General features: G+C 63.3%; 21 protein-coding genes and 1 tRNA gene. 9 read left to right on the forward strand and 13 right to left on the reverse strand.

The genetic code is table 11. The annotated features are described in order from the left end of the window. Positions 1 to 79: 79 nt before the first annotated feature. The 4 genes from ACZ5YV_RS10430 to ACZ5YV_RS10445 all read right to left on the reverse strand — a co-directional run bounded on the left by ACZ5YV_RS10430 (position 80) and on the right by ACZ5YV_RS10445 (position 4506). Positions 80 to 1207, reverse strand: coding sequence for an ATP phosphoribosyltransferase regulatory subunit (locus tag ACZ5YV_RS10430; protein ID WP_464787553.1), 1128 nt, complete (start codon positions 1205 to 1207; stop codon positions 80 to 82). Between the two features lies 1 nt (position 1208). After that, the gene (locus ACZ5YV_RS10435; RefSeq protein WP_464787554.1) at positions 1209 to 1553 is read right to left on the reverse strand and encodes an endonuclease domain-containing protein; all 345 of its coding nucleotides are present in this window, start codon (positions 1551 to 1553) and stop codon (positions 1209 to 1211) included. 92 nt (positions 1554 to 1645) lie between these two features. Continuing rightward, entirely contained in the window at positions 1646 to 3226 is a 1581-nt protein-coding gene (gene serA, locus ACZ5YV_RS10440) for a phosphoglycerate dehydrogenase (protein ID WP_464787555.1), read from the reverse strand. A 119-nt stretch (positions 3227 to 3345) separates the two neighbouring features. Then, positions 3346 to 4506, reverse strand: coding sequence for a phosphoserine transaminase (locus ACZ5YV_RS10445; protein WP_464787556.1), 1161 nt, complete (start codon positions 4504 to 4506; stop codon positions 3346 to 3348). A 159-nt stretch (positions 4507 to 4665) separates the two neighbouring features. On the opposite strand from ACZ5YV_RS10445, the gene ACZ5YV_RS10450 reads away from it, so the two are divergent. The 6 genes from ACZ5YV_RS10450 to ACZ5YV_RS10475 all read left to right on the forward strand — a co-directional run bounded on the left by ACZ5YV_RS10450 (position 4666) and on the right by ACZ5YV_RS10475 (position 10217). Beyond that, complete coding sequence (locus tag ACZ5YV_RS10450) at positions 4666 to 5361, forward strand: extensin family protein (RefSeq protein WP_464787557.1); 696 nt, start codon at positions 4666 to 4668, stop codon at positions 5359 to 5361. 19 nt (positions 5362 to 5380) lie between these two features. Continuing rightward, positions 5381 to 6259, forward strand: coding sequence for an LOG family protein (locus ACZ5YV_RS10455; protein WP_464787558.1), 879 nt, complete (start codon positions 5381 to 5383; stop codon positions 6257 to 6259). A gap of 232 nt (positions 6260 to 6491) precedes the next feature. Further along, positions 6492 to 7163, forward strand: a complete 672-nt coding sequence (locus ACZ5YV_RS10460) for a pyrimidine 5'-nucleotidase (protein ID WP_464787559.1) — start codon at positions 6492 to 6494, stop codon at positions 7161 to 7163. Beyond that, positions 7160 to 7999, forward strand: a complete 840-nt coding sequence (gene dapD / locus ACZ5YV_RS10465) for a 2,3,4,5-tetrahydropyridine-2,6-dicarboxylate N-succinyltransferase (RefSeq protein ID WP_464787560.1) — start codon at positions 7160 to 7162, stop codon at positions 7997 to 7999. The genes ACZ5YV_RS10460 and dapD overlap by 4 nt, the downstream gene beginning before the upstream one ends. Positions 8000 to 8070: 71 nt before the next feature. Then, complete coding sequence (locus ACZ5YV_RS10470; RefSeq protein WP_464787561.1) at positions 8071 to 9930, forward strand: ABCB family ABC transporter ATP-binding protein/permease; 1860 nt, start codon at positions 8071 to 8073, stop codon at positions 9928 to 9930. 2 nt (positions 9931 to 9932) lie between these two features. After that, positions 9933 to 10217 carry a hypothetical protein gene (locus ACZ5YV_RS10475; RefSeq protein ID WP_464787562.1) on the forward strand — a complete coding sequence of 95 codons (285 nt, stop codon included), beginning with the start codon at positions 9933 to 9935 and terminating at the stop codon, positions 10215 to 10217. 49 nt (positions 10218 to 10266) lie between these two features. Here the strand turns inward: ACZ5YV_RS10475 and ACZ5YV_RS10480 are convergent, their stop codons facing one another. The 3 genes from ACZ5YV_RS10480 to ACZ5YV_RS10490 form a co-directional block, all read right to left on the reverse strand. After that, positions 10267 to 10884 (reverse strand): hypothetical protein, encoded by a 618-nt coding sequence (locus ACZ5YV_RS10480; RefSeq protein WP_464787563.1) that lies wholly within the window; start codon positions 10882 to 10884, stop codon positions 10267 to 10269. Between the two features lie 89 nt (positions 10885 to 10973). Beyond that, positions 10974 to 11372 (reverse strand): acyl-CoA thioesterase, encoded by a 399-nt coding sequence (locus tag ACZ5YV_RS10485; protein ID WP_464787564.1) that lies wholly within the window; start codon positions 11370 to 11372, stop codon positions 10974 to 10976. An 81-nt stretch (positions 11373 to 11453) separates the two neighbouring features. Next, positions 11454 to 13514: a S9 family peptidase gene (locus ACZ5YV_RS10490; RefSeq protein WP_464787565.1), complete on the reverse strand. Its 2061-nt coding sequence runs from the start codon at positions 13512 to 13514 to the stop codon at positions 11454 to 11456. Between the two features lie 106 nt (positions 13515 to 13620). On the opposite strand from ACZ5YV_RS10490, the gene ACZ5YV_RS10495 reads away from it, so the two are divergent. Then, complete coding sequence (locus tag ACZ5YV_RS10495) at positions 13621 to 15402, forward strand: aminopeptidase P family protein (protein WP_464787566.1); 1782 nt, start codon at positions 13621 to 13623, stop codon at positions 15400 to 15402. Positions 15403 to 15415: 13 nt separating this feature from the next. Here ACZ5YV_RS10495 and ACZ5YV_RS10500 read toward each other — a convergent pair whose 3' ends face one another. Next, the gene (locus tag ACZ5YV_RS10500) at positions 15416 to 15586 is read right to left on the reverse strand and encodes a hypothetical protein (protein ID WP_464787567.1); all 171 of its coding nucleotides are present in this window, start codon (positions 15584 to 15586) and stop codon (positions 15416 to 15418) included. 86 nt (positions 15587 to 15672) lie between these two features. Here ACZ5YV_RS10500 and ACZ5YV_RS10505 point away from each other — a divergent pair. Next, positions 15673 to 15747: transfer RNA gene (locus tag ACZ5YV_RS10505), tRNA-Thr, on the forward strand. A 202-nt stretch (positions 15748 to 15949) separates the two neighbouring features. After that, positions 15950 to 16840, forward strand: a complete 891-nt coding sequence (locus tag ACZ5YV_RS10510; RefSeq protein WP_464787568.1) for a GGDEF domain-containing protein — start codon at positions 15950 to 15952, stop codon at positions 16838 to 16840. Between the two features lie 51 nt (positions 16841 to 16891). Here the strand turns inward: ACZ5YV_RS10510 and ACZ5YV_RS10515 are convergent, their stop codons facing one another. The 5 genes from ACZ5YV_RS10515 to paoA all read right to left on the reverse strand — a co-directional run bounded on the left by ACZ5YV_RS10515 (position 16892) and on the right by paoA (position 23609). After that, positions 16892 to 17653 (reverse strand): Crp/Fnr family transcriptional regulator, encoded by a 762-nt coding sequence (locus ACZ5YV_RS10515; RefSeq protein WP_464787569.1) that lies wholly within the window; start codon positions 17651 to 17653, stop codon positions 16892 to 16894. A gap of 81 nt (positions 17654 to 17734) precedes the next feature. Next, positions 17735 to 19747: a TonB-dependent receptor plug domain-containing protein gene (locus tag ACZ5YV_RS10520; RefSeq protein ID WP_464787570.1), complete on the reverse strand. Its 2013-nt coding sequence runs from the start codon at positions 19745 to 19747 to the stop codon at positions 17735 to 17737. A 60-nt stretch (positions 19748 to 19807) separates the two neighbouring features. Continuing rightward, the gene (paoC, locus tag ACZ5YV_RS10525) at positions 19808 to 22024 is read right to left on the reverse strand and encodes an aldehyde oxidoreductase molybdenum-binding subunit PaoC (RefSeq protein WP_464787571.1); all 2217 of its coding nucleotides are present in this window, start codon (positions 22022 to 22024) and stop codon (positions 19808 to 19810) included. Further along, positions 22021 to 22977 (reverse strand): FAD binding domain-containing protein, encoded by a 957-nt coding sequence (locus ACZ5YV_RS10530; protein ID WP_464787572.1) that lies wholly within the window; start codon positions 22975 to 22977, stop codon positions 22021 to 22023. The genes paoC and ACZ5YV_RS10530 overlap by 4 nt, the downstream gene beginning before the upstream one ends. Next, entirely contained in the window at positions 22974 to 23609 is a 636-nt protein-coding gene (gene paoA, locus ACZ5YV_RS10535) for an aldehyde dehydrogenase iron-sulfur subunit PaoA (RefSeq protein WP_464787573.1), read from the reverse strand. The genes ACZ5YV_RS10530 and paoA overlap by 4 nt, the downstream gene beginning before the upstream one ends. Positions 23610 to 23709 lie beyond the last annotated feature (100 nt).

Here is a 23709-nt window from a genome sequence, read left to right on the forward strand (position 1 = left end):
TCGGCATGCCGGTGGGATCGAGTGGGCGTGATCGCCCTATGCGGGGGCGCGTTAGCGGCGCTGCCCCATGTTCGTCAAGTCAGTAAGGGCGCGGTTCGTCGCCATCCAGCCAATGGGTGCAGCGCAGCGCTTCCCCATTTTCCTGGCCTGTAAGGGCTGCGACGGTCTGCCAACCCTGCCCGCGAAGTTGCGCGGCGCGACTTTCGTCATGGTGCAGGGGCAGGAAGAGCCGCTGAGGCGTTTCCGCGCCGAAGCCCGCGTCGATGAGTGGATCGGGATAGAGCGAGAAGCCGATCGCCGGTTCTTCCGAGCCGTCCGCGCGGGTGATGGCGTAGCTGCCACCCCGGCCAATCTCTCCGATAAAGCCTTCCGCGAAGATCGAAAAGCCGAACCAGTTCTGATATTCAAAGCCGTGGCGTTCGGTGGGATCGAGGGTCAGCGTGATGTCCCAGCCGATCGGCCTAGCGATGGCGCGCAGGCCTGCGATTCGGCTGTCGATCGCGCCGCCGAGCTGGGCATTTAGCGCTTCGAGCTTCTCCATCGCGGGGTGAAAGGGGCCGGTCGCTTCCATCAACGGGAGATAGGCTGCGGCGGCGGGGCTGATCGCGGCGAGCGCGCCAGCATCCTTGGCGTCGAGTTCGGCGCGGACGGCTTCGATGTCTTTGCCCGCGAGCGGGAGAGGACCGGCGGCGAGGCTGTCGATCAGGTCGGGCAGCGTGAAATCGATGGTGATGCCGGTGACGCCCGCGGCCTGGAGCGCCTCGATTGCGACATTCACGATCTCGACGGCTGCGGCAACGCTATCGCTGCCGATGAGTTCGGCGCCGACTTGCAGCCGTTCGCGTTCGGGGCGGAGTTGGTTGGCCTTCAGGCGGATCACGGGGCCGCCATAGGACAGGCGTAGCGGGCGCGGCGCGCTGGCGAGACGGGTCGCGGCAATGCGGCCGACCTGAGCGGTCATGTCGGGGCGGAGCGCCAGGCTGCGCTGCGACACTGGATCGACGGCGCGGACGAGATCCTGCGCACGCATGGATTTGAGGCGGCTGACCAGTGTTTCTTCAAATTCGGCGAGCGGCGGCATGACCCGCTCATAACCGTGCGACGCGACCGTATCGAGCACGCGGCGCGCGAGGCGCGCGGAGGCTTCGGCCTGCGGCGGCAGGCGGTCGGACAGTCCTTCGGGCAGGAGGCCGGGGGGGATGCTCATCTTAAGCCCTCCCCCCTCGGGGGGAGGGTGGGGAGAGGGGGACTGCGCGCAACGCTTGTGCAATCACACCCAGCACACCTTCAATATTGCCAATCACATCCGGGTTGCCGAAACGAAGCACGCGATATCCTAGCGATTCCAGAAATTCCGTTCGCCGTGCGTCATAGCGATCTTTGGCGGAATGTGTATCCCCATCGATTTCTATGATGAGCTTTGCCGCTTTGGAGGCGAAGTCTGCGATGTAGGGCGCGACGATCGTCTGGCGGGTGAACTGTTGGTTTTCGAAGCGGTTGGCTCGAAGTGCGAGCCATAGCTTTTGTTCGGCGGGCGTGGGGTTGGCGCGCATTTGTCTCGCGCGTTCCTTGAGCTTTGGGTCGAGACGCACCGTTGCTCCCCCTCTCCCAAACCCTCCCCCCGAGGGGGGAGGGCTTTTCAGAGTTACGCGAAGCGGAGGAGCTTCACCGTCTTCACGCCGGTCAGGTTGCAGATGGCCTTGAGCACATCGTCATTGACCGCACCATCGACCGACAGCAGCAGCACGGCTTCGCCGCCCTGGGTGCGGCGGCCAAGGTGGAAGGTGCCGATGTTGACGCCTGCTTCGCCGAGCGTCGAGCCGAGACGGCCGATGAAGCCGGGCGCGTCCTGGTTGACGATGTAGAGCATATGGCCTTCGAGGTCGGCTTCGACCTTGATGCCGAACAGCTCCACAAGGCGCGGGCTGCCATGGCCGAACAGCGTGCCAGCGACCGACTTGTCGCCTGCTTCGGTCTTCACCGTGACGCGAACGAGGGTCTGGTAGTCACCCTCGCGGTCATGACGCACTTCGCGCACGTCGAGGCCGCGTTCCTTTGCAAGGAAAGGCGCGTTGACCATGTTCACCGTGTCCGAATAGACGCGCATCAGGCCTGCGAGGACCGCTGCGGTGATCGGCTTCTGGTTGAGTTCGGCGGCATGGCCTTCGACCTCGACCGAAACGCCCTGGATGCGGTCGCCTTCGAGCTGGCCGACGAGGCTGCCCAGTTCTTCGGCCAGCGCCATATAGGGCTTGAGCTTGGGGGCTTCTTCAGCGGACAGGCTCGGCACGTTCAGGGCGTTGGTGATGCCGCCGTCGAGCAGATAGTCGCTGAGCTGTTCAGCCACCTGAAGCGCGACATTGACCTGCGCTTCGTCGGTCGATGCGCCCAGATGCGGGGTGCAGATGAAGTTGGGCGTCCCGAACAGCGGCGATTCCTTGGCCGGTTCCTGCACGAACACGTCGAGCGCGGCGCCAGCGACATGGCCCGAATCCATCGATTCCTTGAGCGCGGCTTCATCGACCAGGCCGCCACGGGCGCAATTGATGATGCGCACGCCCTTCTTGGTCTTGGCGAGATTTTCCTTGCTCAGGATATTGCGGGTCTGGTCGGTCAGTGGCGTGTGCAGCGTGATGAAGTCTGCCTTCGCCAGCAGCGTGTCGAGGTCCGCCTTCTCCACGCCCATTTCGACGGCGCGTTCCGGGGTGAGGAAGGGATCGAAGGCGACGACCTTCATCTTGAGACCCAGCGCGCGGCTGGCGACGATCGAGCCGATATTGCCCGCGCCGATGAGGCCCAGCGTCTTGCCGGTGACTTCTACGCCCATAAAGCCGTTCTTCGGCCACAGACCCTGCTGCGTCTGGGTGTTGGCTTCGGGCAGCTGGCGAGCGAGCGCGAACATGAGGGCAATGGCGTGTTCGGCAGTGGTGATCGAGTTGCCGAACGGGGTGTTCATGACGACCACGCCCTTGGCCGATGCGGCGGGGATATCGACATTGTCGACACCGATGCCTGCGCGGCCGATGACCTTGAGGTTGGGCGCGGCGTCGAGGATTTCCTTGGTCACCTTGGTCGAGCTGCGGATGGCGAGGCCGTCATACTGGCCAATGATCGCTTTCAGTTCGTCCGGGGTCTTGCCGGTGATGACGTCGACCTCCAGGCCACGTTCACGGAAGATCGCGGCGGCGCGGGGGTCCATTTTGTCGGAAATGAGTACCTTGGGCATGACGAATTCCTATGTTTCCTCGTCACCCGGACTTGATCCGGGGTCCCGCTTATCTGCGGGCGGACATGAAGAAGAAGCGGGACCCCGGCTCAAGGCCGGGGTGACGCGGTTAAGCTAAATCAGCCAGCCTTGGCCGTTGCGTAGGCCCAGTCGAGCCACGGACCCAGCGCTTCGATGTCGGCGGTCTCCACCGTCGCGCCGCACCAGATGCGCAGGCCAGCCGGGGCGTCGCGGTAACCCGCGACGTCATAGGCGGCGCCTTCCTTTTCGAGCAGGCCAGCCATGCTCTTGATGAATGCTTCGTCCGCACCCTCGACCGTCAGGCAGACGCTGGTGGTGGAGCGGGTGGCAGCGTCAGCAGCGAGGTGGCCAAGCCAGTCGCGTTCCTGCACCAGCTTATCGAGCGCGGCCGCATTGGCGTTGCTGCGCGCGATCAGGCCATTAAGGCCGCCGAGCGACTTGCCCCATTCGAGCGCGAAGATCGCGTCTTCCACCGCCAGCATGGAGGGGGTGTTGATCGTCTCACCCTTGAAAATGCCTTCGGCCAGCTTGCCCTTCGCCATCAGGCGGAAGACCTTGGGCAGCGGCCAGGCGGGGGTGTGGGTTTCAAGGCGCTCGACGGCGCGGGGGCCGAGGATCAGCACGCCATGGCCGCCCTCGCCGCCCAGCACCTTCTGCCAGGAGAAGGTGGCGACGTCGATCTTGGTCCAGTCGATCTCATAAGCGAAGACCGCGCTGGTGGCGTCGGCGAAGGTCAGGCCTTCGCGGTCGGCCGGGATCCAGTCGGCGTTCGGCACGCGCACGCCCGAGGTGGTGCCGTTCCAAGTGAAGAGCACGTCGTGGGCGAAGTTCACACTGTTCAGGTCGGGTAGCTGACCATAGTCGGCGCGGATGATCGTGGGATCGAGCTTCAGCTGCTTGGCAGCGTCCGTCACCCAGCCTTCACCGAAGCTCTCCCAAGCGAGCGTCGTGACGGGGCGGGCACCCAGCATGGTCCACATCGCCATTTCGAAGGCGCCGGTGTCGGAACCGGGGACGATGCCGATGCGATGGGTGTCAGGCAGGTTCAGAAGCTCGCGCATCAGATCGATGCAATAAGCGAGGCGGGTCTTGCCGATCTTGGCGCGGTGCGAGCGGCCGAGGGATTCAGCGCTCAGCTTGTCGGCGCTCCAGCCCGGAGGCTTGGCGCAGGGACCGGAAGAGAAATAGGGGCGTGCCGGCTTCGTAGCGGGCTTGGCGGCAGGCGCAATAGTGGCGTCTGCGGCAGTCACATCAGTCATGTACGCTTCTCCTTGCAGAGAGCTCGCGCGGCGTTGGGACCGCGTGGCCCGCTCGCCGCCCTAAAGACCGGGCGCTAAGAGTCAAGCCGAATATCTGGATGCGACGAACCGTTGCCGTTGTTAACCCACAGCTTCGCGGCGCGTGGTAAATGATTGAGCATGAAAGAGCGGGCATGGGGGAAAGCGGCAATGCGCGGCGTGGGTCAGGCGGCCTTGCTGGCGCTGTGCCTGACACTGGCGTCATGCGGCGGCGATCTGGTGCCACGGGGCCGGGTCGAGCGTCCATCGAAGCCGGTCAAGAGCGCGCGTCCGTCAGCGCCGCCGCCGATGGAATTGCGGCAATGTCTGGTGAAGCTGCAATCGCAATCGGTGCTTTTCACCCCCCTGCCTGATCAGAATTTCGGCGGCGGCTGTTCCGCGATGGGTAGCGTCAAGTTGCTCGACATCGGCGTGCCTGCCACCAATCTGGGCGCGATGACATGCGGGCTGGCGGCCAATTTCGCAGCGTGGGCGCGCTATGGCGTCCAGCCTGCCGCGCGACTGATCCTGGGCGCGGAGATCGAGCGGATCGAGACATTCGGCACCTATAATTGCCGCCCGATCGCTGGCAGCGGCAGGCTGTCCGAACATGCGCACAGCAACGCGGTGGATGTGTCGGCCTTTGTCCTGTCAGACGGGCGGCGGATCACCATCGAGCAGGGATGGAATGGCGACCGGCAGACGCGGCAGTTTCTGGAGGTGGTGCGGGCGAGCGCCTGCAAGCGGTTCCGCACGGTGTTGAGCCCCGACTATAATGTCGCGCATCATGATCATTTTCATTTCGATATGGGTGGAAGAGGTGGCTTTTGCCGCTGAGCTTCCTAAGTTGGGTTGAATGACAAGAAAAGAAATCGAAGAACGCAAATTCCGTCCTGCCCGGCAGGAAGCCGCCGATGCCAAAAAGACCGTCGGCACCCCGCAAACCACCAGCGCCGCCTACCGCCTGGCTTTTCAGGATACCGAATTCCTGCTGCGCGAGGATTTGCGGCCCGTGCGGTTTCAGCTGGAATTGCTGAAGCCACAGCTGCTGATGGACGAAGCGAAGATCGAATCCACTTTCGTCTTTTATGGATCGGCCCGCATCCCGGAGCCGGAACAGGTGCAGGCAAGGATCGACGCCGCCACGACGCCGGACCAGCAGCGGATCGCAGAGAATCTGGGGAAGAAAGCGCGCTATTATGAAGAAGCGCGCAAGCTGGCGCGGATGGCGGCGCAGTATCCGGTGAATGAGGCGGGATGCCGCCACTTCGTGGTGTGTTCGGGCGGCGGGCCTTCCATCATGGAGGCGGCCAATCGCGGCGCGGCGGATGTGGGCGCGCAGACGATCGGGATGAACATCGTGCTGCCGCATGAGCAGGCGCCCAATCGATTCGTGACGCCGGAATTGAGTTTCCAGTTCCATTATTTTGCGCTCAGGAAGATGCATTTCCTTTTGCGGGCGCGGGCTTTGGCTGTGTTTCCGGGCGGGTTCGGCACGTTTGACGAGATGTTCGAGCTGCTGACGCTGATCCAGACGGGGAAGATGAAGCCCATTCCGATATTGCTGTTCGGGCGGGAGTTCTGGACACGGGTCGTGGATTTCGAAGCACTGGCGGATGAGGGGGTGATTTCGCCTTCGGACCTGAATTTGCTGACCTGGGTCGAGACGGCCGAGGATGCGTGGAAGGCTGTGCAGGCTTTTTATCAGGATGGTGAAGTGCCGGGGTGCGGGTAAGTGCAACGTGCTCCTGCGAAGGCAGGAGCCTAGCCGAGAGGACAAAACTGGGCTCCTGCCTTCGCAGGAGCATGGCCTCCTAACTGGTGAGTAGGGCGTATATTACTTCGCTCCCCTTCCCCCTCATCCAACTTCGCCTAAGCCCTTTCGGGCCAAGGCTTCATATCCTTCTCCCCGTGGGGGAGAAGGGTTAGATGTTGCCTCTTGGGGTTGTGAAGACTAGGGCGCGGCCATGCGTGCCGAGCTTGACCATGTCAATTGCTGGATTTTCGATCTGGACAATACGCTGTACCCGGCGAAGGCGGACCTGTTCGCGCTGATCGACGTCAAGATGGGCGAGTTCATTCAAGGGCTGCTGGGCTGCGACCCGGATGTCGCGAAGGCTACGCAGAAGCGCTACTTCATGGAACATGGCACGACGCTATCGGGGCTGATGCACCATCATGGCATCGAGCCGCGTGCCTTCCTGGACTATGTGCATGATATTTCGATGGATCGGCTGGAGGTGGACGAGGCGCTGAATGCGCATATCGCCGCCCTGCCCGGCCGCCGCCTGATCTTCACCAATGGCGATGCGGATTATGCACAGCGCGTGCTGGACAGACTGGGCCTCGGTCAGGCTTTCGAACTGATCCACGACATTCATGCCTGCCAATATGTGCCCAAGCCCGATCCGTCGGGTTATGCCGAGCTGTGCCGTGTCCATGGCGTCGATCCCACCCGCGCCGCTTTCTTCGAGGATATGGCGCGCAACCTGCGGCCCGCCAAGGCGATCGGCATGTCCACCATCTGGGTGAATAATGGCTCCGAAGCGGGCAATCATGAGCATCATCCGGACTATATCGATTTCGAAACCGACCATCTGACGCCATTTTTGGCCGACATCATTGGGGAAAGACCATGAGCCAAGACCTGATCGCCACCATCGACGCTGCCTGGGAAAACCGGGCCAATGTCAGCCTGACCACGCAGGGCGAAGTCCGTCAGGCGGTGGACAAGGCGCTGGCGATGCTGGACAAGGGTGAGCTGCGCGTTGCTGAACCCACGGCGGAGGGCTGGCAGGTCAATCAGTGGGCGAAGAAGGCGGTTCTTCTTTCCTTCCGCCTCAACGACAATGTCATGATCGACAATGGTCCGGGCGCTGGCCATTGGTGGGACAAGGTGCCCAGCAAGTTCGCAGGCTGGGACGAAGGGGCGTTTCGCGCCGCCGGCCTCCGCGCGGTGCCGGGCAGCTTCGCTCGCGCCGGATCGCACATCGCCAAGAATGTCATCCTGATGCCGAGCTTCGTCAACATCGGCGCATTCGTCGATGAAGGCACGATGGTCGATGCCTGGGTGACGGTGGGCAGCTGCGCGCAGATCGGCAAGAATGTCCATCTGTCGGGCGGCGTCGGTATTGGCGGCGTGCTGGAGCCGTTGCAGGCCGATCCGGTGATCATCGAGGATGACTGCTTCATCGGCGCGCGATCGGAAGTCGTGGAAGGCGTGCGCATCGGCAAGGGTTCGGTGCTGTCGATGGGCGTGTTCATCGGTCAGTCCACGAAGATCGTGGATCGCACGACGGGCGAAGTCTTTATGGGCGAAGTGCCGCCCTATTCGGTGATCGTGCCGGGGTCCTTGCCGGGCAAGCCGCTGCCCGATGGCACGCCGGGGCCGAGCCTGTATTGCGCGGTGATCGTGAAGCGCGTGGATGCGCAGACGCGGTCGAAGACCGGGATCAACGAGTTGTTGCGGGATTGATCTGCTACCTGCTCCCCTCCCGCAGGCGGGAGGGGCTTATAAGATGAGCGCCGGTCGCCTACATTCGCCCCATGCCGCCATCCACACCTGACAACACCCCCCTTCCGCCTGTCTGGGCAACGCTGCGGCGGTTTCTTCCGTATCTCTGGCCATCGGACGCCCCAGCACTGCGACGGCGCGTGTCCATTGCCATGCTGCTGGTGGTATTCGCCAAGGTCATCAGCCTGGCGATGCCCTTCGCCTACAAGGCCGCGATCGACCGCATGGCGCCGGGTCTGGAACCCGGCGTGGCGCTCGCCGTAGCCCTGGTCGTCGCCTATGCGGGCGCGCGGTTTGGGAGCGTGCTGTTCGACAATCTGCGCAATGCGGTGTTCGAGCGGGTTGGGCAGGAGGCCGGGCGGCGGCTGTCCGATGATGTCTTCAAGCATCTGCACCGCCTGTCGCTGCGCTTTCACCTCGATCGACGCACGGGCGCGGTCACCAAGATCGTGGAGCGCGGGACCAAGAGCATCGACACGATGCTGTATTTCCTGCTGTTCAACATTGCGCCGACGGTGCTGGAACTGGCGGCGGTCTGCGTCATCTTTTTCGTCAAGTTCGGGCCGGGCCTCGTCGTCGCGACATTGGCGATGGTAGGCCTCTACATCTGGTTTACCCGCACCATCACCGAATGGCGCAATCAGCTGCGCCGCGACATGGTGGACATGGATACCAACGCGGTCGCCCATGCGGTGGACAGCCTGCTGAATTTCGAGACGGTGAAATATTTCGGCGCGGAAAGTCGCGAGGCGGCGCGCTATTCCACGGCAATGCGGCGTTACGCCGATGCCGCCGTCAAATCGGAAAACAGCCTTGCCTGGCTGAATATCGGCCAATCGCTGATCACCAACCTGATGATGGCGGGGGCGATGGGCTATACCGTGTGGGGATGGAGCAAGGGCAGCTTCACGACCGGCGACGTGGTGCTGGTTAACACGTTACTTAGCCAACTATTCAGGCCGCTCGATCTGCTGGGCATGGTTTACCGGACGATCCGGCAGGGTGTGATCGACATGGAGGCGATGTATAAGCTGATCGATACGGAGGCGGAGATTGCCGATGCGCCGGACGCCCCGGCGCTGAACGTTCACGCGGGGGAAGTACGCTTCGATCATGTGCGCTTCGGCTATGATCCCGATCGCGAGATATTGCATGATGTGAGCTTTGCCGTGCCAGCTGGACGGACATTGGCGATCGTCGGACCTTCGGGTGCGGGCAAGTCCACCATCGCGCGCACGCTGTTCCGTTTCTACGACATTCAGGGTGGCCGCATCCTGATCGATGGGCAGGACATTGCGCAGGTTACGCAGGCATCCCTGCGCGCGGCGATCGGCATCGTGCCGCAGGACATGGTGCTGTTCAACGACACGGTCGGCTATAATATCGGCTATGGCCGGGCAGGCGCGACGCAGGCGGAAATCGAGACGGCGGCCAAGGCTGCCTCCATCCACGACTTCATCATGCGGCTGCCGCAGGGCTATGACACGCGCGTGGGCGAGCGCGGGCTGAAGCTGTCCGGCGGCGAGAAGCAGCGCGTGGCGATTGCCCGCACGCTGCTGAAGGACCCGCCCGTGCTGGTGCTGGATGAGGCGACAAGCGCGCTCGACAGCCGCACGGAAACGGAAATTCAGGATGTGTTGCGCAATATTTCCCGCAAGCGCACGACACTGGTAGTGGCGCATCGCCTGTCGACGGTGGTGGACGCGGATGAGATCATCGTGCTGGATCAGGGACGGATCGTGGAACGCGGACGCCATGCTGATCTGGTGCGGGCCGATGGCCTCTATGCCGCGATGTGGACGCGCCAGGCGACAGAGCGAGAGGAGATGCCCTCAAATCCGGTGATCGATGACGGCATCGCTGTCAGGGAAGCATCAATGAGGACGGGGTGAGAATGCGGCAGATGACGGACGCCGGTCGCGGCTGGCGACTGGCACCATGGGCGGCGATCGCGATCATCCTGATGATGCCACTGGTCGCAATGCGGTTCACCGACGAGGTGCGCTGGACCGGCCGTGATTTCCTTGCGGCGGGCGTGCTGCTCACCGGCGCTATGCTGACCTATCAGGTCGGTGCGCGGCTAATTATCGGGCGCGGGCGGCGGTTGCTGTGGGCCGGTGCCATCGTCATCCTGGCCATGTTGCTATGGGCGGAAGGTGCCGTGGGCATCCTTTCCTAAGGTTAGGCAAGCGGCCCCGGTTCAGGACGCGAGGCCGCTTGCCTTTCTATCAGCGGTTGGTGACGGTCGTTGTCGTCTTTTCGACAACCGTGGCACGCGCGGGCGCGGACGTCGTCTTGCGGACGACCTTGCGCTTGACCGGCGCGGCCTTGCGGACGGTCGCCACAGGCGCGCTTTTCACGGTTTCGGTAGTGACGGTGGTGGCGGCCGGGACGGTCGCAGCGGCGGCCCGTGCGGCCCGTGCGTCGGCAGCAGCGGAAGCAGCCGCCCGTTCGGCGGCATCAGCGCGCGCATTGGCGGCGGCGGCGTCCTGCTGCGCGGCGGCGGCGGTGGATGCCTGAACCTCTGCATCGGTCTTGACGCTCACCTGGCTCTGGCCGATTGCGGTGTCGGCAAAGCCCTGCGCCTCAACGGCGGCCTTGATGGCGTCCTGTTCCTTGCCGCTCTTCAGCCGTTCCTGAGCGAGGCGGAGCGAAGTCTGAGCTTTGGCGAGAACGGCCGGGTCGAACCGGCCCGCCTGCAGCTTGGCGGCGGCGTCGATCTTGCCCTGCGCCTGCGCGATGGCCTTGAGCGCCTGTTCTTCATCGCCTGCGAGCGCGGGACCGCTCGCGAGGAAAAGCGCCGAAGCGGCGGCAAGAGCGCGTAGGGAATAGCCGGATTTACGCATATTCTCTCCTGTGACTGTTGAGAGCCGGGTAACGTGCCGGAATGAACCGGGTTCCGGATGCGCGGTTGCTGGAGAGAGACGGGCTGTCGTCAGTCTGGCAGAAAAGGGGCGGCAACATCGGCTGGCACGCGCAGGATGCGGCCGCTTGTCCGGTCGATGATTGCCCAGGTGGATTTGGCGGCAACCTTCACCTTTCCATCAGGGCCGATGAATTCCATGTGCCGGTCGAACCGCGCACCACGCGGCGCTTCCGCTATCCAGGTGCGCGCGGTGACCATCTCGCCCTCCCGCACATTGCCGCGATAGTCGATCTCGTGCCGCGTCACGACCCAGAGATAGGTGTCCCGATGTTCCGGCGCGGCATCTCGGGTCCAATGTTCGGTCGCGACCTGCTCCATCCACTGCACCCAGACGGCGTTGTTCACATGGCCGAGCATGTCGATATGCTCGGGACCTGCGGTGATCCGGGTTGTGTAGGTGGAGGACATTATATTGATGCTCCGTCGCTGGCTCGCTGCGCTCGCACCCTCCCCCGACCCCTCCCTTAAAAGGGAGGGGAGAGATATCGGCTATTGAGATACGCCTAACTGCCAGAGGATGAAGGCAAATTCCTCGGCCGTTTCCTGCAAGCTTTCGAAGCGGCCCGATTTACCGCCATGGCCTGCGCCCATATTGGTTTTGAGCAGCAGGACATTCTGGTCCGTTTTGGTCGCGCGCAGCTTTGCCACCCACTTTGCGGGTTCCCAATAGGTGACGCGCGGGTCGTTGAGGCCAGCGGTGACGAGGAGCGGCGGGTAGGATTGCGCCCTGACATTATTGTAGGGATCGTAGGACAGGATCGTCTCAAACGCAGCCTTATCCTCGATCGGATTGCCCCATTCAGGCCATTCGCCGGGCGTCAGGGGCAGGCTTTCATCTAGCATGGTGTTGAGGACATCGACGAATGGGACGTGCGCAACGACGGCGCCCCATAGGTCGGGATCGGAATTGATGACCGCCCCCATCAACTCTCCGCCCGCCGAGCCGCCGGAGATGCTGATCCGGCCCTTTGACGTGTAGCCACGCTCGACCAACCCCTTCGCCACATCGACGAAGTCGTTGAAGGTGTTGGTGCGCTTGTCGAGTTTGCCGTCCAGATACCATTGCTGGCCAAGGTCATCGCCGCCCCGGATATGGGCGAGGACAAACACAAAGCCCCGATCAAGCAGCGACAGGCGGCTGGTCGAAAAGCCCGGTTCCATCGCGATGCCATAGGCGCCATAGCCATAGAGATGGAGCGGCGCGCTGCCGTCGCGGGGCAGGTCCTTGGGATAGACGATCGACACCGGGATGGGCGTGCCGTCACGCGCGGGGATGGTCAGCCGTTCGGTTGCGTAGCGGGTCGCGTCATAGCCCGACGGGATTTCCTGGACCTTCAGGACCTCCAGCTCGCCGGTGGCGAGGTGATAGTCATAGATGGTATCCGGCGTGACCATGGATTCATAGCCGATGCGCAGCTTCGTCACGTCATATTCGGGATTGTCGTCGAGCGAGGCGGAATAGCTCGCCTCCGGAAATGGAAGCCGCTTGGCCGAATGGGTCGCGTAATCGCGCAGTTCGATCTGGTCGAGCCCGTCCTGCCGCCCTTCCGTGACGTAGAAGTTTTTGAACAGGGTGAAATCAGTCAGGTAAAAGTGCGGATCGGCGGCGATCACTTCTGACCAGTTGTCCGGAGCATCCAGCGACGCTTTTACCAGCCGGAAATTGGGATGGGTGTCGTTGGTGCGGATGTAGAGCGTGTCTTCATGCTCATCGACATCATATTCGCGCCCCGGCTTGCGCGCGGACACCAGCATCGGCTGAGCCAAGGGATTGTCGGCGGGGAGCAGCCAACTTTCGGTGGTGACATGGTCGCCTGTGGCGATGACGATCCATTTTTCCGAGGAGGTGAGGCCAACCGACACGCGAAAGCCCTCATCATCCTCATGGAAAAGCTCCACATCGCTTTCCACCGGCTGGCCCAGCCAATGGAGGCGCGTATTGTCGGTGCGCCACTGATCGTTGGCGATGCCGTAGAGCAGGCCCTTGCTGTCGCTGGTCCAGACGAGTGAGGAAAGCGTGTCGGGGATGACTTCGGGCAGGATTTCTCCGGTGAACAGGTCCTTTATCCGCGCCTCGAACCGTTCCGAGCCATTATTGTCGATGGCGTAGGCGAGGTAGCGGCCGTCCGGACTGACGGACAGCGCGCCGAGGCGGAAATATTCATGACCCTCCGCCAGTGCAGGCTCATCCAGGATCAGTTGATCCTCGCCGTCAGCCACCGGGCGGCGATACCATTTGCGATATTGCGCGCCGGTTTCGAACGCTCGCCAATAGACATAATCGCCGTCTTTTTGCGGAACGGAGCTGTCATCTTCCTTGATGCGGCCCTTCATCTCCGCAAAGAGCGCGTCGGTCAGCCGCTTGTGCGGCTGCATGGCGCTTTCGAAAAAGGCGTTTTCCGCCTCAAGATAGGACAGGACATCCTTGTCCTTCACGTCCGGATAACCCGGATCGCGCAGCCATGCCCAGGGATCTTCCACCGTGATGCCGTGGTGGGCGAAGCTGTGCGGGCGGCGGGCGGCGGAAGGAGGCGTGGTGTCGGCGGTCATTCAGTATCCTGATTCTCGTATAGGAGGCGCGCTGGCATAAGCGGCTGGGCCTGCTTATGTTGGCGGCAGCCTGCCCTGCGCAAGGGTTCTCGATCAAGGAAATGCGATGTCGACCCATGAAGACCGTCTAAAAGCCCTGCGCGAACAGCTGATGCGCGAGCGGCTGGACGGTTTTGTCGTGCCGCTGACCGATGAGCATATGAGCGAATATGTCGGTGAATATGCGCAGCGCCTTGCCTGGCTGACGGGCTTTCAGGGGTCGGCGGGGAGCGCGGTGGTGCTGCCCGAAGAAGCGGCGATTTTTGTCGATGGACGCTATACGCTGCAAGTGCGCGAGCAGGTCGATGGCGCGCATTGGCAATTTGAGAGCGTGCCGCAGACATCCGTTGCAGCCTGGCTTGGCGTTCATGCTCCCGAGGGCGGCCGGATCGGCTATGATCCATGGCTGCACACCCGCGCATGGGTGAAGGCGGCGGGCGAAGCGCTGGCGGAACGCGGGGCGGAGCTGGTGGCGGTGGAAACCAATCCGGTGGACGCGGTCTGGCCCGACCGCCCTGCCCCCAGCGATGCGCGGCTGGTGGTCCATGAGGATCGCTACGCCGGGCAAAGCGCTGCGGAAAAGCGGCAGGCGATGGCGGATTGGGTGACGTCGAAAAGGGCGGACGCGGTGGTGCTGTCGGCGCTGGATTCCATCGCCTGGACCTTCAACATCCGGGGCAAGGATGTGTCCCGCACACCTGTCGCGCTGGCCTATGCGATCGTGCATGCCGATGCGACGGCGGACCTTTATGTCGCGCCCGAGAAGATGGACGAGGCGGTCGTGCAGCATCTGGGCAACGCAGTGCGGGTGCATCCGCGCGCGGACTTTGCCGGGGCGCTGGGAGGGTTTGCAGGCAAGACGGTTGCAGCGGACCCTGAGCGCGCAGTGGCGGCGATTTTCGAAGCGCTGGACGCGGGCGGGGCAACGATATTGTCGCTCCGCGATCCGGCCGTGCTGCCCAAGGCGATCAAGAACCCGGTGGAGATCGCCGGGCATAAGGCGGCACAGGCCCGCGATGGTGCTGCCCTGTCACGTTTCCTGCACTGGATTGCCGTCGAAACGCCCAAGGGCGGGGTCGATGAGCTTACCGCCGCTGCGCGGCTGGAGGCGTTTCGCGAGGAGACCGGACTGCTGGAGGACCTGTCCTTCGACACGATCAGTGGCGCTGGGCCTAATGGCGCGGTGGTGCATTACCGGGTCGAGGAGAAGACCAATCGGCCGATTGAGCAGGGCTCCTTCTATCTGGTCGATTCGGGCGGCCAATATCGCGACGGCACGACCGATGTGACCCGGACGATCGCGATCGGCACGCCGACGGAAGAGATGAAGCGGCGCTTCACGCTGGTGCTGAAGGGGCATATCGCGCTCGGCCGGGCGCTGTTTCCGGGAGGAACGCGCGGTAGCCAGCTGGATGTTCTGGCGCGCCAGTTTCTTTGGGCGGAAGGGTTCGACTATGCCCATGGCACGGGACATGGCGTGGGCAGCTTCCTGTCGGTGCATGAGGGGCCGCAGCGCATTGCGATAGCCGGAGGTGGCGACGAACCACTCCAACCGGGCATGATCCTGTCCAACGAGCCCGGTTATTACAAGACGGGCGAATATGGCATCCGCATCGAAAATCTGGTGCTGGTCGATCGGCGTGACGTGCCCGGCGCCGAGCGGGAGATGCTGGGCTTTGAAACGCTGACCTTCGCGCCTATCGATCGCAATGCCATCGCGGTGGAATTACTGACGGCGGAGGAGCGGGCTTGGGTCGATGCCTATCATGCCAAGGTGGTCGAGATTGTCGGGCCGCAGCTGGATGGCGACGCGCTGGCATGGTTGAAGCAGGCTTGCGCGCCCTTGTGACGGCGCCGCGCCCCTATTCGTCGGGCTGATCTTTCTGGCTGGCTGGTGACGGCGTGGCGCGACCCGCCTCCTCCCGCGCCTGCGCCTTGCGGCGGCGCAAATTGTCGCGCAGCGCCTGCGCCAGCCGTGCCTTGCGATCGTCCTGTCCACTGGTCATCGCCGCGCCATAAGCAAATTGGGGCATCGGCCGCAACCCGCCTTGACAAGCAGGACGCGCGCGGCCATAGGCCCGGCTCCGCAGCCCGAAAGGCTTTGTGGGATGGTGAAAGTGCTGCCGTAGCTCAGTGGTAGAGCGCATCCTTGGTAAGGCTGAGGTCGCGAGTTCAATCCTCGCCGGCAGCACCATTTCCCGACCGGCTGGAGCAGTCATGCTCGCCTATTTTCCTATTTTTGATTATTGTTACGTAATTTAATTCATATTATTTCGCCTGCGGGGAATCGGGAAATCCGGGGGGAATTTTAGGTGCGCGAGCAACAAGCCGTTGCGCACGAGGTCTTGACGTTTCTTCAGCGTCAAAGCCTCGCGCCTACGCCGCAAAATTATGCAATGGGCTATGTGCTCAAAAGCGGCACGAACGAGCCATTGTCGAAAGCCGTCAACGATGCCACGGATGGCGGCATCAGGATGAGCCAGCAGCAGGCGGACGACATCTTCGTGCGCTGTCTCGGCAGCTTTGGCGGTCAGGGTGGAGCCCATAACGCCGACGCCTTGAGGAACCAGACCCGGCATCAACTCCTGCGGCTGGCCGAAGTCGCCAACAGCGCGGCGGAACGAACCGGAGATTTCAACCGGGACCTCAACATCGGTTATGAAAAGCTGGCGGACAAGGACGTCGCTGGCGTGGGCCTTGTCATTTCCGACATGATCGAACGTTCACTGCGGGCCGAGCAGGATCTCGCCGCAGCAGCAAGGGAGGTGGAGGTCCTGAGGCAGGAACTCGACACCGCGCGCCATGACGCGAACCTTGATGCGTTGACCGGCCTGTTTAACCGGCGGGCGCTGGAAACGGCGATGGATCAGCTGAAAAGCGCGAAACGCTCCTTCGCCGTTGCGATCTGCGACGTCGATCATTTCAAGCGCGTCAACGACCAATATGGCCACTCGGTCGGCGACCGGGTGCTGAAGATGGTTGCAACTTCCCTGGTCGAAAGCTGCGGTGGCCAACTGGTGGGCCGCTGGGGCGGCGAGGAATTTCTTGTGGTAATGAAGGGATTGGCGCCAGAACGGGCCGTGGAGTTGCTGGACACAGCCCGGCGGGACTTAGGACAACGGGCCTTCAGGCTGCGTGACACCGATGAGCCGATGGGCGCCATCACCTTTTCGGCGGGCGTTGCGCTCGTCAACGAAGGGGCGGAATGGACGGGCGCGCTCAATGATGCCGACGCAGCGCTATACCGGGCGAAGGCGCAGGGGCGGAACATGATCCTGATGGGATGACGGGCGGTCCTGCCGCGTTCCCCGCTTTTCCTGGTGCATGGCAGACGCAGGTCAGGGCAGCGGCTTTGGCAGCCAGCTTAAATCCCGCGCGAGTGTACGGGGCGGTACGCCGCTGAGTTTGCGCAACGCCGGGATATCGAGCAGTTCGATCATGTGACCGTCCCGCAGGATGAGCCCCTTGTCCTCCAGCGTGCGGAAGACGCGGTTCACATGGACGGCGGTAAGGCCGATGACGTCGCCAATCTGTTCCTGCGTCAGCGGATGTTCGAAACGCGGCCCGGTGCCCGGATGAACCACGTTCAGGCGGCCATGCAGATGAACCAGAAAGTCGGCGAGGCGGGATTCGGCCGAAGTGCGGCCGATCGAGCAGAGCCGGTCCATCAGCATGACGCGTTCCTGCTGCACGCTGAGGAATATGAGGGCCGCCATGTGCGGCGCGCGGGTGAAAAGGCCGCCAAATGCCGACAGGCTGATCGACCGCAGCCTGACGGGCGTGAGCGCCGTCAAAGTTTCCGCCGCCCGGTCGAGCGCCATGCTGGGCGTACCCAGAATGTCGCCGGGCAAATGCACCTTCAATATCTGTCGCCCGCCATCGGCCAGCGTCATGCTGCTGATCGCCCAGCCTTCCAGCAGCATATGGATTGACTGGGGGATATCCCCTTCCCGCCGTATGGTCCGGTTGCGCGCGATCTGCTGAACCGGGCCTGCGAGGCTGGAGAAGATTTCGAGTTCCGCCGGGCTGGGCGATCGAAATTCGGCCAGTCGGGCTGTCGAAAAAGATGGCGGGGAAGAGTCATCGAAAATTGCGTGCACGGAACCTCGGATCGGATCGTTCCGGCCGCTCTAGCAAAGCGCGCGCCTGCCCTCTTTAAAGTGGAGCAAGAAGCGCGAGATTCAGCGGTTCAGCGTCAGTCCGACCCACAATGTGCGCGGCGCGCCGAGATCCTCCGACACTCCTGCGGGGGTCGTCACGCGGCGGGTGACGACATCTTCATCGAACAGATTTTCGCCGCGCAGGATCAATTGGACTCCGTGACCCATCGGCAAACGGGCGACGGCGTCGGCGGTCACGGCGCCCGGTAGGCGATCGGCATGAAGATCGTCTTCATATTGAGCGGAGATATAACGCAGGGTGGCGGACAGGCTGGGTCCGCGCCGCGGCTGCCAGGCCAATGTCGTGCTGGCGGTGTGGCGGGGCGTCTGGGCAGGGGAAAGGCCGTCGAACAGGCTGCCCGGCGCGTGAACGACGCTGTGGCTATAGGCGTAGGAAGCGGACAGGAATAGCGAGCCGATCTGGCCGACAGCGGTCAGTTCGATCCCCTTGGCCACGATGGCATCGACATTTTCCCGCTTGCGCAGATTGGTGCCGATCGTGACATTGGCGATGGCGTCGTCCAGCCGGTTATAGAAGGCGGTTGCCGACAAGGTCATGCCTTTGACTGGGCTTATGTCGATCCCGGCCTCGATCCCCTTCAGCTTCTCCGGCGCCAGAGCGTCATTGGCCTGTGTCGTGACCGGAAAGACGACGAAAGGCCGGTAAAGCTCATTCAGCGTCGGCAGGCGGAAGCCGGTATAGGCCGATCCGCGAAGCGCAACGCCCTCTACGGCATGCCAGAGCGCACCGGCGCGGCCCGACATCTGCCAGTCGGAGCGGTTCTCAAAATCCCGGTCGGTCGCGCTAACACCCGCCGCGCGGAAGAAGCCGTTATTGATCGTCCAGCGGTCGGCTCGTACCCCTCCCGTCAGGACAAGGCGACCCAGCGTCCAGTCATCTTCGGCGAACATGCCGGTGGTGAGCTGCTGTCCCCCCGCATGGCGGCGCGCCGTGACCAATCCGGTGGTGGCGCTGTAGGCATCCTCGAACATGTCGCCGCTGGCGAAGCGGCTGTCCAAGCCGATGCGCAGCAGATGGTTCGGGCCAACCGGCGGTCGCAGTTCGACTTTGCCACCAAGGCCGGTGGAAGGCGTGTTCCGCTGATCCAGCGTCTTGCGGAAAGGCGGATTGGATGAAATCACGATGTTCGAAAAGTTGCGCGCCTGAACATAGGCAAGGGCATCGACCTGCCACCGGCCCCGTGACACATAGCGGATGCTTGCATCCTGTCCTTCGCTCACACTGTCCGCGCCACGAAAGCGAAGCGTCCGATCGTCGTGGAACAATGTCGTGCGGAATTGCAGCTCCTCATTGGCGGAAACCGGAACCACGGCGCGCAGATTGGCCGACCAACTGTCATAGGCGGCAGGAACGGTCGCTGAAACGCGCTGGTCCGATGGCGTGGTTTGGAAGCCATCTCCCCTGTCCCAGCGGCCGGAAAGGGAGACGAAGCCGCCGCCAAAATCAGGCGTGAGGCTGGCCGACAGTTCGGTCGCATCGCGGCTGCCGTAAAGGGCGCTGGCGGTCAGCATGGGCAATTGTTCGCGTGTGGCGCTCGCCAGTTCGATCGTCCCTGCGACCGCGCCCGATCCGAAAGCGCCGACGCCGCCCCCACGCGTCACCCGGACGCCGGAAAGCCGATCCGGCACCAGCGCGCTGAAAGGGATGTAGCCGAAAAACGGGTCGGCCATCGGCACCCCGTCCAGCAAAACCAGAGTACGGCTGGACGCATTCCCGCCCAAGGCACGCAAGCTCGCCCCTTGGGCCGAGGGGTTTGCCGACCGGCTGTCGGATCGGCGAAACTGCTGGAACCCGGCTACGTCGGTCAGGATGCTTTCGATCCTGCCTGACGCGCTGTTCAGCAGGCGTTGGCGTTCGATCTCGACCGACCCATAGGCAGGCGTGCCGGGCGGCAGGGGCAAACCAGCTCCCGTGATGATGATGCGTGCCTGCGCACTGTCAGACGCCGCCGGTTGGGCGAGCGCGGCAGAGGACAGCAATGCAGGCAACAGGCAAAGGGACGCGGCTTTCATGGCGCCGCTGATAGCGGTGCGCCCTCCCCCTGACAACGACGCCTCGCCCGCCGTGCGACGTCAGGCCAGCGCCGACCCTTCCCGCCCGGCCAGCAGCTTGTCGATAGTAAGCGGATAGTCGCGCAGGCGAATTCCCGTGGCATTATAGATGGCATTGGCAACCGCCGCGCCAGCGCCGCAGATGCCGAGTTCGCCCACGCCCTTGGCCTTCATCGGAGAGGATTTGTCGTCCAGTTCATTGATGAAGAACACATCCTGTTCGGGGATGTCGGCATGCACGGGAACCACATATTCCGCCATGTCATGATTGACGAAGAAGCCAAAGCGCGTATCGACATGCAACGCTTCCATCAAAGCCGCGCCAACGCCCATCGTCATGGCGCCGATGACCTGGCTGCGGGCCGATTTTGGATTGAGAATACGGCCCGCCGCGAACGCCCCGCTCATTCGCCTGACCCGAACTTCCGCCGTGTCGATGTCCACTCCCACTTCGCAGAAATGCGCTCCGAAGGTCGCCTGCGCATAATCTTTGGTCAGTTTGCCGAAGGTGATCCGGTCCTCCGCCCACAGCCCTTCCTCCTCCGCGAGGGCGCCAATGCGCTGCGACTGGTTGCCAAACCGCACCAGCCCGTCTTCGAAAATGGCGTCGTCCGCCGGGAAGCCAGCCTTGGCGGCGAGCTTTGTCCGCAAGGCGACGCAGGCGGCATAGAGTCCTGCGGTTGAGCTGTTCGCGCCGAACTGGCCACCCGATCCGGCCGATATGGGGAAGCGACTGTCGCCCAGACGCACCGTGACCGCTTCGATCGGCACGCCCAGCATTTCCGCCGCCGTCTGCGCGAGGATGGTGTAGCTGCCGGTGCCGATGTCCGTCATGTCGGTTTCCACGACGACATGCCCGCGCCGGTCCACGGCGACCCGTGCGCCGGAGGGCGCGACGAGATTGTTGCGGAAAGCGGCGGCCATGCCCATGCCGATCAACCAGCGGCCGTCCCGAACCTGGCCGGGCTGCGGATGACGCTTTTCCCATCCGAAGCGTTCCGCGCCCTGACGCAGGCATTCGACGAACTTGCGGCTGGAAAAGGGGCGCTGCGGCCCTGCTTCCGGATCATATTGCACATCGTTACGGATGCGCAGTTCGACCGGATCGATGTCGCAGGCTTCGGCTAGTTCATCCATGGCGACTTCCAGCGCCAGCAAGCCCACGGCTTCGCCCGGAGCGCGCATCGCATTGGCTTCGGGCAGGTCCAGTACCGCCAGCCGATGCGCGGTCAGCCGATTGGCGCCGCGATACAGCAGCCGCGTCTGTTGCGCCGCGACCTCCGGACCACCGCCCGGCAAATCGCCGGACCAGACTTCATGGGCGATCGCGTCGATAACGCCATCCTTGTCTGCGCCGATGCGGATGCGCTGAATGGTCGCGGCGCGGTGGGTGGTGTTGTTGGGCACCTGCGGCCGGGCCAGGGCCACCTTGACCGGTTTGCCCACCATCCGTGCGCCCAGAGCCGCCAGCAGTGCGTCGGCGCGCAGGAACAGCTTCGCGCCAAAGCCACCGCCGATATAGGGGGAGACTACCCGGACGTTTTCTTTCGGGATCTTCAGCGTGACCGCCATGTCCTCGACGGTCCAGGCGACCATCTGGTTCGATGTCCACAAGGTCAGCCGATCGCCATTCCATGCAGCCGTGGTTGCATGGGGTTCCATCATCGCATGGCTTTGGTCGGGCGTCGTGTAGCTCTGGTCGATCTTTACCGCCGCGCTGGCGAAACCCGCGTCGAAATCCCCCGCGCGCGTGTCGGCAGGGCCACCGATCCCCCCTTCCGGCACGATGGCATTTCCGCGTTCGACGGCGAGATCGTAACGCCCCTTTTCCGGACTGTAGTCGATGCGCAACAGCCGGGCGGCGTCGCGGGCATTTTCAAACGTATCGGCGACGATCAATGCCACCGCCTGATCATAATGTTCGATCAGGGGTCCGCCCAGCAGATGGGCGGTATTCTTCCCGCCCTTCGCGAGTGGCCCGGCATTTTGATGCGTGACGATAGCCAGCACGCCCGGTGCCGCTTGAGCGGCGCGCAGGTCCATGGCGTCGATCTTGCCCTTTGCGATCGCCGATCCGACAATCCAGCCATAGGCGGCATGGGGCGCGGCATCATGCCGTTCATAGGCGTAGGGCGCGGTGCCGGTGACCTTTGCCGCCCCGTCGATGCGATCATGCGCAATCCCGACCACACTGCCGCGATCGATGGGATTGATCGTGGCGGGCTTGTAGAACTTCATGGCCGCGCCTCCTTCTGGCGGAAGAGGGATGCCAGCGTCCTGGCGGTCAGTTGCTGCTTGAACGCGTTTTGATCGGTGGGCCGGGCGCCTGCCAACGCCGCCTCGCTAACCGCAGCCGCCCCAGCCTTAGCCGCCGCATCAGCTGCCGCAACGCGCCATGGCCTGGGCGCTATGCCGCCAAAGGCGAAACGGGCGCCACCGTCCCCGTCGAACACCGCCGCCACGGAAACCAGGGCAAAGGCGTAGGAATGGCGATCCCGCACCTTGCGATAGGCATGGGTTCCACCAATCGGCCGGGGTAATGTCACCGATGTTATGAGCTCACCCGGTTGCAGCGCATTCTCGACATGCGGCGTATCCCCCGGCAGCAGGTGGAAATCGGCTATAGGAATGGAGCGGCGCGTGCCATCCGAGGCCACCGTATCCACCGTCGCATCCAGCAATCGCATCGCCACGGCCATGTCGGAAGGATGCTGCGCGATGCAGGCGTCGCTGGTGCCGATGATCGCCAGACTGCGGCTGATCCCCTTCAACGCGCCGCACCCGCTACCCGGTTTCCTTTTGTTGCAGGGCATGCGGATGTCGTAGAAATAGGGGCAGCGGGTGCGCTGGAGCAGATTTCCGGCGGTCGTTGCCTTGTTGCGCAATTGGCCCGACGCGCCTGCAAGCAGCGCACGACTGAGTACCGCATAATCGCGCCGCACCATCTTGTCCGCCGCAAGTGCCGTGTTGCGGACCATCGCCCCGATCCGCAAGCCGCCTTCGGCCGTCCGCTCGATCCGATCGAGGCCGAGATGATTGACGTCGATCAGATGCGAGGGCGTTTCGATCTGCAGCTTCATGAGGTCCAGCAAATTTGTGCCGCCTGCGATGAAGCGCGCGCCCTTGGTATCCGCAGCCGCTTTCACGGCATCTTCGACGCTGGCGGCCCGGCGGTAGGTAAAGGGCCTCATGCCTTGTCCTCCCCGGCCACGTCGCGGATCGCGGCGATGATGTTGGGATAGGCGGCGCAGCGGCAGATATTGCCGCTCATCCGCTCGCGCAATTCCGCGTCCGAGAAAGCGACCTGTTCCAGATCATCGGTCACGTGGCTGGGAATACCCGCCTTGATCTCGCCCAGCACAGCAACAGCGGAACAGATTTGTCCGGGCGTGCAGTAACCGCACTGATAGCCATCATGCGTGATGAAGGCCCGCTGCATCGGATGGAGCTTTTCCGGCGTGCCGAGCCCCTCGATCGTCGTGACGGTTTCGCCCTCATGCATGACGGCCAGCGTCAGACAGCTATTGATCCGCTGACCCTCGACAATCACCGTGCAGGCGCCGCACTGACCATGGTCGCAGCCTTTCTTGGTGCCGGTGAGGTGCAGATGCTCACGAAGGACGTCCAGCAATGTCGTACGCGGATCGAGTTGCAGATGCACCTGACGGCCGTTCACGGTCAGCTCCACGGTGGTCATGTGTCTTCCCTCGTTAAATTCGGGCACTCGCATAGCCCCGGTTTTCGCATCCGCCACGGCCGGAACCGCGATCGCTGCGCCCCCGCCTTGCAACACGGCACGGCGAGTGAGATCATCTGGCGCCATATCGTCCTTCCTCCTGCCGTAGCCAATACGAAGCATATTCCCGGATGATCCGCCACGGTCAGAAAAGATGCGGCACCGCCCAGATAGGGCGCGCGCCGTC

This window comes from Sphingobium sp. TomTYG46 (assembly GCF_055396345.1).